Genomic DNA, 12,712 nt, shown 5'->3' with positions numbered 1-12,712 from the left:
AATTGACGCCCACGCCGGAACGCACTGGGTTAGAGTTTGCTGGCAGGCCCGTTTCGCGGGCTGTATCTGTTTCGTCCGCGGGGGACAGTGAGGACTAATCATGAGGTCACGTCGATCAACTCGTCGCCTCGCAGCTGCCGCTGCCTCCGCCGCGATCATCGGAATGATCGGGCTCAGCGCTTGCGGTACCGGCGAGAAGGCACCAGAGACCACGACGCCGTCCACCACAACGACGACGACCACGACGCCGTCAGCGCCGCCGCCGACGGAGCCCACCGAGAAGAAGGTCACCCCCGGGGGCGCCAACAGCTTCACGCCCACCCACGTAGAACCCGTGGCCCCGCCCACCGGGCGTCACGGCATCGGCAGCCCTCATAGGCAATAGCGCCGGAACCGGCTCAGAGGAGCCGGAGCCCACCATCGAATGGCGGGTATGCCGGGTGTGCCGCACCGAAGTACCGGCCGGCACATTCTGCGGAGCGTGCGGCACCTACCTGAACCCGCGGCGCCAGGGGGCCGGGTGGTTACGGCCAGGGGCGTACTGCGCCGGCCGCGAGCACCTGCTGCGGCCGTCGGTGGTCAGCTCGCTGTTCCCGGCACTACCGCACCGTTCGCGGCTGCCCCACCGGCTTGGGATAGCAGCACTGGCGGTGGCGGTGCTCGCCTGCACACTGCTACGGATACCCGCCGCGATCACTGCCCTGGCCGCTTTCGGTTTGCCACTGCTGTTCGTCACATACCTTCGTGAATCCACTGTCTTCCAAAAACTTCCGTTACGGACTCTGCTGCAGACCGGCGTCCTGGGTGCCGGACTGGGCGCAGCCTGGACACTGCTGACCGGAACCGCGGTGGCGCGCGAGTATGACATGCCGATGGGCGTCGACGTGCCGGAGTTCCGGATCATGCGCGACGGCCTCGGTGTCCCACTCGGCGCGCTGGTGCTGATGCTCATCCCGGTGGTGGTCATCCGCCTGCTTGGACCGCGCACCCGAGAATCGTTGTCCGGCTTTGCGATTGGAGCCATCGGAGCGCTCAGTTTTACTGCGGCAGCCACATTGGGCCGGTTGGCTCCACAATTCGATGACGGGCTGGTGGACCGCGACCGGCCCTTGAGCGGACTACTGGTCCACGCCGGCATACAGGCAGTCGCGGTCCCGTTGACCGCCGCGGCCGCCGGGGCTCTCATCGGTGTGGCCCTGTGGTTCACTCCGGACAAGGCCAACGCCTGGCGCCCCAAATACTTGCGCGCAGCCTGGGCGGTAACGGTCGCCGCGGTCCCGGTCTTGTACGCGATCCTCGGCTTTGTCGACGTCGCGCCGGCACCCGAGATCGCGGTCCTGGTAGTGCATTTGGTCGTGATGGCCTTGGCCATGCTCGCGTTGCGGATCGGTCTGCAGATCGCCCTGCTGTACGAAGCGCACAGCACCATCCACACTGACGGATCGCTGCAGTGCCCGCAATGCGAGCACACCGTTCCCGACATGGCGTTCTGTCTCAATTGTGGAGCGGCGATCCGCGCATTGCAGCGGGCCGCACCCCGTGCCGGCCGCCCGCTGCTGGGAGCATGGGCTACCGGCGTCGTGCTGCTGACGGCCGCGCTGGTCGTGGTGTCGGCGGTGGTCAGCCCTGCTCCCGCACGCTACCGGTGTCCACCGGACTGCGGACGTCCCCCGACCAGCGATCCGGTGGCGACGAATCCCCGCTTCACCGCACCGGACGGCGCTTTCTCCGTGTCCTACCCCGCTTCCGGAGCCGCCTACCGGACCACCACCGCCGACGACGGGGTGACGGCAGACTTTCTCGCCGGCGACGGCGGCACGATGCAACTGATCGGCAAGCCCGCACATGGACGGACACCCAAGGAGGTCGCCGAGGAACTGGTCGAGGGCACCTACCCCGACACCGAGATCGACTACGAGATTCCGAATGCCATGGTCGGGTATCAACCGGGATACGGCATGGTGGTCGACAGTTGGCCGCAGAATGCCACCGGCGACTACATGCGGATGCGGGTCGTCATTATGGCTGCGGTCAAGAACGACCTGGCACTGATCGCCATCGCGACGGGCCCGTACCACGCCTACAGCCCCGATTTCGGCCCCGGGGTCCCGTCCGGCGCCAATTTGGATCTCGCTCAGGACATAGGCAAGTACGTCAACAGTTTTCGTTGGCGTGGTGACCCGGCGCGCTGATCACTCCCACTCGATGGTGCCCGGTGGCTTGCTGGTGACGTCCAGCACCACCCGGTTGACCTCGGGCACTTCGTTGGTGATCCGGGTCGAGATCCGTTCCAGCACTTCGTAAGGAACGCGGGTCCAGTCCGCCGTCATGGCGTCCTCGCTGGAGACCGGGCGCAGCACGATCGGGTGACCATAGGTACGTCCGTCGCCCTGCACGCCGACCGAACGCACGTCCGCCAACAGCACCACCGGGCACTGCCAGATCTGCTGATCCAGGCCGGCGGCGGTGAGCTCCTCACGGGCGATCGCGTCGGCACGACGCAGGGTGTCCAACCGGTCGGCGGTCACCTCGCCGACGATGCGGATGCCCAGTCCCGGACCCGGGAAGGGTTGGCGGGCAACGATTTCCTCGGGCAGGCCGAGTTCACGCCCCACCGCGCGCACCTCGTCCTTGAACAGCAACCGCAGCGGCTCGACGAGCTTGAACTTCAGGTCGTCGGGCAGGCCACCGACGTTGTGGTGGCTCTTGATGTTGGCGGTGCCGGTACCGCCACCGGATTCCACGACATCGGGGTACAACGTGCCCTGCACCAGGTATTCGATGTCCGCCTCGCTGAGGGTGTCGCGCACCGCGCCCTCGAACGCCCGGATGAACTCGCGGCCGATGATCTTGCGCTTGCCCTCGGGGTTCGTCACCCCGGTCAGCGCCTCAAGGAAGCGGTCGGCGACGTCGACGGTCACCAGCTTGGCACCGGTCGCGGCGACGAAATCGCGCTGCACCTGGGCCCGCTCCCCCGCGCGCAGCAGACCATGGTCGACGAACACGCACGTCAACCGGTCGCCGATGGCGCGCTGCACCAGCGCGGCGGCCACCGCGGAGTCGACACCCCCGGACAATCCGCAGATGGCCTGGCCGTCACCGATCTGAGCGCGCACCGCCTCGATCAGCTGCTCGGCGATGTTGGCGGCGGTCCACGTCGCACCGATGCCGGCGAACTCGTGCAGGAACCGGCTCAACACCTGTTGTCCGTGGGGGGAATGGAGCACCTCGGGGTGGTATTGCACACCGGCCAGGCGGCGGGCCCGGTTCTCGAAGCCCGCGACGGGGGCGCCGGCGCTGGAGGCGATCACCTCGAACCCATCCGGCGCGGCGGTCACCGCGTCGCCGTGGCTCATCCACACCGGCTGGGTACCCGGCAGGTCGGCATGCAGATCGCCACCGGCGACGTTCAGCTCGGTACGCCCATATTCGCTGGTCCCGGTGTGTTCCACGGTGCCACCGAGGACCTGGGCCATGGCCTGGAAGCCATAGCAGATGCCGAACACAGGTACGTCGAGATCGAACAGAGCAGGGTCCAGACGTGGAGCGCCCTCGGCGTACACACTGGCCGGGCCGCCCGACAGCACGATGGCCTGTGGGTCCTTGGCCTTGATCTCCTCGACCGTGGCGGTGTGTGGGATGACCTCGGAAAACACCCGCGCCTCACGGACTCGGCGAGCGATCAGCTGTGCGTACTGAGCGCCGAAGTCGACGACGAGGACAGGACGGGGAGATGCAGATGTCACCGCAACAGTCTAGTGGGCAGGTCAGCGCGTGCTTGAGGTGCCGGAATTCTTGGTAAAACGGACCCAGCGAACAACGGTCCGCAGCGGCGGCCAATGTGCACGAGGAGGCGCCGATGCAGCTGCAGTGGGTTCTTGAAGGTTTCCATCCCGAAACCGAAGAATTGGTGCAGGAGTACCCGCTTCCGCGCGTGGATGCGGACGCCATACGCCGAATCCTGAACGTGCCCAACGGCATTCCGATCGAGCCATTCTCCTTCGACGTACCCGACGCCGGCGCCGCACACGCGCTGGCCGAATTCACCGACGTACCCGTCACGATCGAACCGGCGATCAATTACCAATTGGGTTGCTACCGCGCGGAGCCATGACTATGTGGCAGGTGGAAGGGTATGACCGAAATACCGAGGAACTGGTTTGTGCACATTCTCTCCCGCACCTCGCTACCTCGGATGTCCGCCGAATATTGCGCGTGTGGGACGGGGAACCGATGGAACCGTTCTTGTTCGATGTGAATCAGGCAAATATTTTCGACGCCCTTGCTGAATTCAGCGATGTTGCGGTCGCAATGGATCCCGCGCGCAGCTACTACCTCGCCTTCTCTGAAGTTCAGAGCTAGCGAGTTCACACGGCAGGTGTCATAAGTCACCCCCAAGCCGTGTTTGAACCCACCGTCATCGTGGTGATTACGCATGATGGAGAAGACGTCGGCGAAAGCGAGGACCCTGTGCTGGGCCTGCCCGAGCAGATCACCGCCTGCCTGTTCGATCTCGATGGTGTGCTCACCGACACCGCGAGCGTGCACAAGAAGGCCTGGAAGGCCATGTTCGACGACTTTCTGCGCACGCGGACCGCGCGTACCGGGGACGAGTTCGTCGCCTTCGACATCGACGCCGACTACCTGAACTACGTCGACGGCAAGCGCCGCGAAGACGGCGTCCGGTCGTTTCTCGCCAGCCGCGGAATCCGACTGCCCGAGGGCACCGCGAACGACCCGGCAGATGCCGACACCATCGAGGGCCTCGGCAATCGCAAGAACGCAATGTTCCACCAGACCCTGAAGAAGGACGGGGTCGAGGTATTCGACGGATCACGCCGTTACCTACAGGCGGTGGCGGATGCGGGCCTGCGCCGCGCGGTGGTGTCGTCGAGCGCCAACACCGAGGAGGTACTCAAGATCACCGGATTGGGCACATTCATCGAGCAGCGGGTGGACGGGGTGACCATGCGCGACGAAAACCTGCCGGGCAAGCCGGCACCGGACAGCTTTCTGCGGGCCGCCGAGCTACTCGGTGTCTCCCCCGCGCAGGCCGCGGTATTCGAAGACGCCCTGGCCGGAGTGGCAGCGGGGCGGACCGGAAAGTTCGGATTCGTCGTGGGCGTGGACCGGGTGGGTCAGGCCGCGCAGTTGCGTCGCGACGGCGCCGACATCGTCGTCACCGACCTGGCGGAGTTGATGTAGCCCGATGATGATCGCCCATGACGCGTACCCGGTCGAACCGTGGCAGGTGCGCGAAACCCGCTTGGATCTCAATCTGTTGGCTCAATCCGAATCACTGTTCGCCCTGTCGAACGGTCATATCGGCCTGCGCGGCAATCTCGATGAAGGCGAGCCGTTCGGTTTGCCCGGCACCTACCTGGCCGGCTTCTTCGAGGTGCGTCCGCTGCCCTACGCCGAAGCCGGATTCGGCTACCCCGAGGCGGGGCAGACGGTCGTCGACGTCACCAACGGCAAGGTGATGCGGCTGCTGGTCGACGACGAGCCCTTCGACGTGCGCTACGGCGATCTGCTGGACCACGAGCGCACGCTGGATCTGCGCGCAGGCACTCTGACCCGTCGCGCCCACTGGCGGTCACCGGCCGGAAAACAGGTCAAGGTGGTTTCCACCCGACTCGTGTCGTTCGCGCACCGCGGAGTTGCAGCCATCGAATACATCGTCGAGGCGGTCGACGAATTCGTCCGCGTGACAGTCCAATCCGAACTCGTCACCAACGAAGACCAACCGGAGACATCCGACGATCCCCGGGTCTCGGCAGTACTCAAACATCCACTGCACGCCGTGCACCACGAGAACACCGACCACGGTGCGCTGCTGGTGCACCGCACGATCGGCAGCGGCTTGATGATGGCGGCCGCGATGGATCACGACGTCGACGTGCCCGGCCGCGTCGAGGTCAGCACCGAATCCTGGGAAGATCTGGCCCGCACCACCGTCATCTGCGGGCTGCGGCCAGGTCAGAAGCTGCGAATCGTCAAGTACCTCGGCTATGGATGGTCGAGCCTGCGTTCGCGCCCGGCACTGCGCGATCAGGCCGCCGCGGCCATCACGGGCGCCCGCTACAGCGGTTGGCAGGGGCTGCTCGAGTCGCAGCGCGCGTATCTCGACGAGTTCTGGGACTGCGCGGACGTCGAAGTCGAGGGAGATCCGGATTGCCAGCAGGCGGTGCGCTTCGGCCTGTTCCACGTGTTGCAGGCCAGCGCGCGAGCCGAGCGACGCGCGATCGCGGGCAAGGGACTGACCGGCACGGGTTATGACGGCCACGCGTTCTGGGACACCGAAGGTTTCGTGCTGCCGGTGCTGACGTACACCAAACCCCAGGCCGCAGCCGATGCGCTGCGGTGGCGGGCCTCCACACTGGAACTGGCCCGCGAACGTGCGGCACTGCTCGATCTGAAGGGCGCCAGTTTCCCGTGGCGAACGATCCGCGGCGAGGAATGTTCGGCCTACTGGCCCGCGGGTACGGCGGCATGGCACATCAACGCCGATATCGCCGCGGCGTTCGAGCGCTATCGCATTGTGACCGGCGACGATTCGCTCGAGCAGGAGTGCGGCCTCGAGGTCCTGGTGGACACCGCGCGGCTGTGGATGTCGCTGGGGCACCATGATCGCCATGGGGTCTGGCATCTCGACGGCGTCACCGGTCCTGATGAATACACCGCGGTGGTGCGCGACAACGTGTTCACCAACCTGATGGCCGCACACAACCTGAGGGTGGCGGCCGCGGCGTGCATGCGCCATCCGGATCTGTCCAGTTCGATGGGCGTGACCACAGAGGAGACCGCGGCCTGGCGGGACGCCGCCGACGCCGTCCACATCCCCTACGACGAAGAGCTGGGTGTGCACCAGCAGTGCCAGGGCTTCACCACGCTGGCCGAATGGGATTTCACCGCCAACACCACCTACCCGCTGTTGATGAACGAGCCGTATGTCCGGCTCTACCCCGCACAGGTCCTCAAGCAGGCAGATCTGGTGCTGGCCATGCAGTGGCAGAGCCACGCCTTCACCCCGGAACAGAAGGCCCGCAATGTCGACTACTACGAGCGGCGCACCACCAGGGACTCGTCACTGTCGGCATGCACCCAGGCGGTGATGTGCGCGGAGGTCGGCCACCTCGACCTGGCCCATGACTACACCTATGAGGCCGCCCTGATCGACCTGCGGGATCTACACCGCAACACCCGGGACGGCCTGCACATGGCGTCGCTTGCCGGTGCCTGGACGGCACTGGTGGCGGGGTTCGGCGGACTGCGCGACGACGAGGGCGCCCTCTCGCTCGACCCACACCTGCCCGACGGCATATCTTGCCTGCGGTTCCGATTGCGGTGGAGAGATTTTCGCGTAACGGTCGACGCGCATCACGACACCGTCACCTATACCTTGCGCGATGGGCCGGACGGGTCGCTGACCATCCGTCACGCCGGTGAGGAGGTACACCTGAGCACCCGCGAGCCGACCACCGTCAACGTCCGTCCCCGGCATCCGCTGCTGCCGCCCCCGCCGCAGCCGGCCGGGCGTGAACCGGTGCGTCGCCGCCCGGCCCAGTAGGAACCGGCCCAGCCGGTTTGAGATCCGAGGATCGCGGGGTACTCGGCTGTCGTAAGTCTCGGCGGTCGCATTGCCGTGCGCGGCGGGCGGCGCCGAACAGCGAAAGGAGCGACGGGGTGACCGGTACCCAGCCCAAGCCGACAACCACCGACGCCGGAATCCCGGTGTACAGCGACGAACATTCGTTGACGATCGGTCCGGACGGGCCGATCCTGCTGCAGGATCACTACCTGATCGAGCAGATGGCGATGTTCAACCGGGAGCGCATCCCGGAGCGCCAGCCGCACGCCAAGGGCGGTGGCGCATTCGGTCACTTCGAGGTGACCAGCGACGTCAGCGCCTACACCAAGGCCGCGGTGTTCCAACCCGGCGTCAAAACCGAGACCCTGACCCGGTTTTCGACCGTGGCCGGTGAGCGTGGCAGCCCCGACACGTGGCGCGATCCTCGCGGCTTCGCCACCAAGTTCTACACGACCGACGGCAACTTCGACATGGTCGGCAACAACACCCCGGTGTTCTTCATGCGCGACCCGTTGAAGTTCCAGCACTTCATCCGATCCCAGAAGCGGCGCGCGGCCAACAACCTGCGCGACCACGACATGCAATGGGACTTCTGGACGTTGTCCCCGGAATCGGCGCATCAGGTGACGTGGTTGATGGGCGATCGCGGTATCCCCCGCGACTGGCGCCACATGAACGGATACTCCAGCCACACCTACAGCTGGGTCAATGCCGCCGGGGAGATCTTCTGGGTGAAGTACCACTTCAAGACCGACCAAGGCGTCGAGTTCCTCACCCAGGAAGAGGGTGACGAGATGGCCGGCATCGACGGCGATGCCCACCAGCGGGATCTCTACTCGGCGATCGAGCGCGGGGAGTTCCCGACGTGGTCGCTGAAGGTCCAGATCATGCCGTTCGAGGAGGCCAAGGACTATCGCTTCAACCCGTTCGACCTGACCAAGGTCTGGCCGCACGGCGACTATCCGCTCATCGACGTCGGCACCCTGCGACTGGACCGCAATGTCGAGGACTACCACACCGAGATCGAGCAGGCCGCCTTCGAACCCAACAACCGCGTGCCCGGTACCGGCCTGAGTCCGGACAAGATGCTGCTGGCCCGCGACTTCTCCTATGCCGATGCGCACCGTCACCGGCTCGGCAGCAATTACAAGCAGATCCCGGTCAATGCCCCGAAGGTGGAGGTGAACAGCTACTCGAAAGACGGGGCCATGCGGATGAAGAATGCAACCGACCCGGTCTACGCGCCGAACTCGTACGGCGGCCCGCAGGCCGACCCGGCCCGCACCGGTGAATCGCTGTGGCGTGCCGACGGCGAGATGATCCGCGCCGCCTACACGCTGCACGCCGAGGACGACGATTGGGGCCAGGCCGGGACGATGGTGCGCGACGTGCTCGACGATGCGGCGCGCGCCCGGCTGGTGTCCAACATCGCCGGGCACCTGTCGAAGGGGGTCTCCGAGCACGTGTTGGAGCGTGCATTCGAGTACTGGAAGAACGTCGACAAGCAGCTCGGCGAGAAGGTCGAATCCTCGGTCCGCAACGGCGGCTGACTACTTCGCGGCGGCGCCGGGTTCGAGGATCCGTGCGACCTCGGCGCCGACCGCGTCCCGTACCTCGTCGTCACCGATCGGATCCAGGCCGGCCGACGACCGCAGGAACGGTTCGAAGAACCGCCAACCCAGTTTCAGGGCAACGGCATTGGCGACCGCCAGCCGTCCCTCACGTTCGTCGTCGAAACGCGGAAGCACCTCGTCGAGCAGCCTCGTGACCCCCGGAAACCGGGTCTGCAGTTGGCCGATCGGGTAGCCGTCGAGCAGTGCCCTGGCCATCACGCGCATGTGCTGGTCCAAGTTTTGTTCGACCTCGGCCTCGGATACGTCGCCGTCCAAAAGCGCGGTGAGCCGGCCGCCCAGATGCTCGAGCACCGCGCCGACCAATTGCTCCTTGGTGCCGAAGTGCCGGTAGATCAGCCCGTGGTTGACCTTGGACCTGGCGGCGATGTCGCGGATCGACGTCGCCGCCGGACCACGCTCGGCGAACAGCTCCGCCGCCGCGGACAACGCGGCCGCCACCACCTCATCCTTGCCGACCGGGCCGGCCGCAGCCTTGTCCGGTGGCGTCGGTGTAGTCATGTGGTTACACTAGCTCACATGCAAGTGTAGTCACTTGACTACAGTCGTTCCCGCCAGCGAAAAGGACACCGATGACTGCTTCCACCACTCCCCTCACCGTCACAAAGCTCGGCAGCCGCATCGGTGCCCGTATCGACGGGGTGAAACTGGGCGGGAATCTCGACGCGGCCACCGTCGCCGAGATCCGACGTGCGCTCCTCGAGCACAAGGTGGTCTTCTTCAGCGGCCAGCACGACCTCACCGACGAGGAGCACCACGCCTTCGCGCGGCTGATGGGCAAGCCCGTCGGCCACCACGCGCTCAAGCAGGAGGACGCCCCGCTCATCACCCCGCTCGACTCCGAGTACGCCAAGGCCACCCGCTGGCATACCGATGTCACGTTCGTGCCGGACTACCCGGCCATCTCGATCCTGCGAGCGGTGACGCTCCCCGCTTACGGTGGATCCACCCTGTGGGCCTCGACCGCGGCCGCCTACGATCACCTGCCCGCACCGCTGAAAGCCCTCACCGAAAACCTGTGGGCCGTCCACAGCAACCGCTTCGACTACGCAGCAGCACCGGTTGCTGCCCTGAGCGAGGAACAGCAGCTGATGCGGGCCGCGTTCGAGAAACCCGACTTCCGCACCGAGCACCCGGTGGTGCGGGTGCATCCGGAAACCGGCGAACGCACCCTGGTGGCCGGTGACTTCACCCGCGGCTTCCTCGGCCTGGACAGCCATGAATCCGCCACCCTGCTAGAGCTGCTGCAACGACGCATCACCATGCCGGAGAATACGATTCGCTGGAGCTGGGCTCCCGGTGACGTCGCGATGTGGGACAACCGGGCCACGCAGCACCGTGCGGTCGACGACTACGACGATCAGCGCCGAGTGATGCACCGGGTGACGCTGTCCGGCGATGTCCCCGTCGACATCCACGGACAGCCCAGCCGTCCCCTCGCCGATGCCGCTCTGCTGCAGGCGGTCTGACTCACATCTTGATCGCGGGCATCAGCCTGGTCATGTTCCACAGGCGGTTGCGCCGGGCCGACAATGCCGAAATGGTCAGGGCACCCGCCCAGATCACCAGCAGTGTGATGATCGCCTGCCACAGCCGGTGATCGATACCGCCCAGGATGAGCTGGCGTAATCCGTTGACGCCGTACGTCATCGGATCGTAGGCATGGAATACCTGGAACGGCCGGGACGTCGTCTCCACCGGATACATCCCGCCGGCGCTGACCAACTGGAGCATCAGCAGCGCCATCAACAGCACGCGTCCGACCGCGGGGCCGACGAGGGCGTTGACCGCTTGCGTCGCGGCGACGAACGCGCATGACACGAGGATCATGAAGCCCAGCATCGCGACCGGATGCACCACCTGCATGCCGAGCGCGAACCGCACTACGCAGTACAGGATGATCGCCTGGAACACCCCGATGAACGCCGCGGGCAGGTAGCTGGCGAGCACCACCCGGATCGCCAGCACCTCCGCGGCTATCGGGCGGTTCTGCAACGGGCGCAACACCATCCACAGCACCAGCGCGCCGAAGAACAGGGCGAGTGTGATGAAGAACGGTGCCATCCCGGTGCCGAAGTTGGGCGCGGAGTTCTCCGCCGAGTTCTGCAGGTGAACCGGGCCACCGATGGTGTCGGCGATCGCGTCCTTCTGCGCAGGCGTCCAATCCGGTACCTGACCGGCACCGTCGGCGAGCTTGGTGGCCAACTCGGCCGATCCGCTTCGCAGCTGCGTGGTGCCGGACTTCAGCTGCCCGGCCCCCGTGTCGAGTTTGGCGATCCCACTGGCCAATTCGGCATTGCCAGAGGCCAGCTGCTGAGCTCCTCCGCGCAACTCATTGAGTTTCGCACTGAGTTCCTGGTTCTTGCTGCCCACCTGATCGAGCGCGGAGTTCAACGGGCTGCCGGGGTTGCGCAGCGACGAGGTCATCGAGATCGCCGCGTTCTCGGCGTCGGTGAGCTGCTGGCGGATCTGCGGAGTGAACTGGTGGGCCCGAAGGTCGCCCTGGACGCCGCGCAGAGTTCCGGCGGCGTTGTTGGCGATCGGATCCGAGCTGGCCGACAGCTGGTCGATCACCGAGGTCAACGCCGTCGCGGCGGAGTCCTGTGCCCCGGTGATGGCACCGATCTGGTCATTGGCCTGCCGCAGGGCAATTGTGCCGTCTTCCAGTTTCTGCGTGTCACCACCGATCTTCGACAGCGCCGAGCTCACCGCCACCAGCGGATCGGTGGCCTTGTTGATCCCATCGGAGAGCTGCTTGGCGCCGGTGGCGAGCTGCGCCGAACCGGACCGGGCAGTGTGCAGACCGGTGGCCAACTGGCCGGCGCCGTCATCGACTTTCACTGCGCCGTCAGCGAGTTGGGCCGCACCGTCGGCAGCCTGCTTGATCCCGGCACCCGAGCTGACCACCACAGAGAGCACCTGGTTGACCGCCTGGCCGGAGATCCGCGTCGACACCGCATTGAGCACCTGGTCGATGGCGGTGCGGCCGATGTTCGATGAAATGTAGTTGTTGGCGTCGTTGTACACCGCGTTCAGGTTGGCCTGCTTGGGCTGGCCGGTCAGCGGCGACGCGATCGCCTCACTGAAATCCGGTGGCAGCTCGAGCATGAAGTAGTACGTGCCGTGGTCGACGCCCTTGCGGGCCTCTTCCTCATCCAGTACATGCCAGTTCAGGCTGGCATCGTCGGTCAGGCTCTTGGCGATCTCAGCGCCGACATTGACGTGCTGTCCCGACACCACGGCACCCCGGTCCGAATTGACCAGTGCCACCGGCATTTTGTCGACCTGACCGAACGGGTCCCAGTAGGCCCAGAGATACAGGGCACCGTAGACGAGCGGTAGCAACATCAGCACCACGATCGCAGCCCGCGTCATCCGGCTGCGGCCGAAGCGTTTGATTTCCGAGCCGAAGGCGAGACCGGCTATCGGGGATGAGCCGCTTGCGCGAAGATCCTTCAGCCGAGATGAGCCGCTTGCGCGAAGATCATTC

General features: G+C 65.9%; 11 protein-coding genes. 8 read left to right on the top strand and 3 right to left on the bottom strand.

What is annotated here, in order from left to right; translation table 11 throughout:
* Positions 1-100 precede the first annotated feature (100 nt).
* Entirely contained in the window at positions 101-385 is a 285-nt protein-coding gene (locus tag A5779_RS32710; RefSeq protein WP_082941483.1) for a hypothetical protein, read from the top strand.
* Between the two features lie 55 nt (positions 386-440).
* On the top strand, positions 441-2,192 hold the full coding sequence (locus A5779_RS01975) for a zinc ribbon domain-containing protein (protein WP_236734622.1): 1,752 nt from the start codon (positions 441-443) through the stop codon (positions 2,190-2,192).
* On the opposite strand, the gene guaA is transcribed toward A5779_RS01975, so the two are convergent.
* The gene (gene guaA, locus A5779_RS01970) at positions 2,193-3,746 is read right to left on the bottom strand and encodes a glutamine-hydrolyzing GMP synthase (RefSeq protein WP_064878393.1); all 1,554 of its coding nucleotides are present in this window, start codon (positions 3,744-3,746) and stop codon (positions 2,193-2,195) included.
* Positions 3,747-3,859: 113 nt separating this feature from the next.
* Here guaA and A5779_RS01965 point away from each other — a divergent pair, with 113 nt between their 5' ends.
* The 5 genes from A5779_RS01965 to A5779_RS01945 all read left to right on the top strand — a co-directional run bounded on the left by A5779_RS01965 (position 3,860) and on the right by A5779_RS01945 (position 9,141).
* Positions 3,860-4,114 carry a DUF7683 domain-containing protein gene (locus tag A5779_RS01965; RefSeq protein ID WP_131811550.1) on the top strand — a complete coding sequence of 85 codons (255 nt, stop codon included), beginning with the start codon at positions 3,860-3,862 and terminating at the stop codon, positions 4,112-4,114.
* Positions 4,115-4,116: 2 nt separating this feature from the next.
* The gene (locus A5779_RS01960; RefSeq protein ID WP_064878389.1) at positions 4,117-4,362 is read left to right on the top strand and encodes a DUF7683 domain-containing protein; all 246 of its coding nucleotides are present in this window, start codon (positions 4,117-4,119) and stop codon (positions 4,360-4,362) included.
* Positions 4,363-4,470: 108 nt separating this feature from the next.
* The gene (locus A5779_RS01955; RefSeq protein ID WP_064878431.1) at positions 4,471-5,205 is read left to right on the top strand and encodes a beta-phosphoglucomutase family hydrolase; all 735 of its coding nucleotides are present in this window, start codon (positions 4,471-4,473) and stop codon (positions 5,203-5,205) included.
* Positions 5,206-5,212: 7 nt separating this feature from the next.
* Positions 5,213-7,570: a glycoside hydrolase family 65 protein gene (locus A5779_RS01950; protein ID WP_064878429.1), complete on the top strand. Its 2,358-nt coding sequence runs from the start codon at positions 5,213-5,215 to the stop codon at positions 7,568-7,570.
* Positions 7,571-7,686: 116 nt separating this feature from the next.
* Positions 7,687-9,141: a catalase gene (locus A5779_RS01945; protein ID WP_064878387.1), complete on the top strand. Its 1,455-nt coding sequence runs from the start codon at positions 7,687-7,689 to the stop codon at positions 9,139-9,141.
* Here the strand turns inward: A5779_RS01945 and A5779_RS01940 are convergent, their stop codons facing one another.
* Complete coding sequence (locus A5779_RS01940; protein WP_064878385.1) at positions 9,142-9,723, bottom strand: TetR/AcrR family transcriptional regulator; 582 nt, start codon at positions 9,721-9,723, stop codon at positions 9,142-9,144.
* A gap of 71 nt (positions 9,724-9,794) precedes the next feature.
* Between A5779_RS01940 and A5779_RS01935 the strand changes: the two genes are divergently transcribed.
* Entirely contained in the window at positions 9,795-10,691 is an 897-nt protein-coding gene (locus A5779_RS01935; RefSeq protein ID WP_064878383.1) for a TauD/TfdA dioxygenase family protein, read from the top strand.
* A 1-nt stretch (position 10,692) separates the two neighbouring features.
* On the opposite strand, the gene A5779_RS01930 is transcribed toward A5779_RS01935, so the two are convergent.
* Positions 10,693-12,648: a YhgE/Pip family protein gene (locus A5779_RS01930; RefSeq protein ID WP_413784887.1), complete on the bottom strand. Its 1,956-nt coding sequence runs from the start codon at positions 12,646-12,648 to the stop codon at positions 10,693-10,695.
* Positions 12,649-12,712: the final 64 nt, after the last annotated feature.

Origin of the sequence: Mycolicibacterium peregrinum (assembly GCF_001665625.1) — a bacterium.
Lineage (GTDB): Bacteria > Actinomycetota > Actinomycetes > Mycobacteriales > Mycobacteriaceae > Mycobacterium > Mycobacterium peregrinum_B.
Note: the sequence above shows the minus strand (reverse complement) of the source record. Positions and strands in the feature narration are given on the sequence as shown.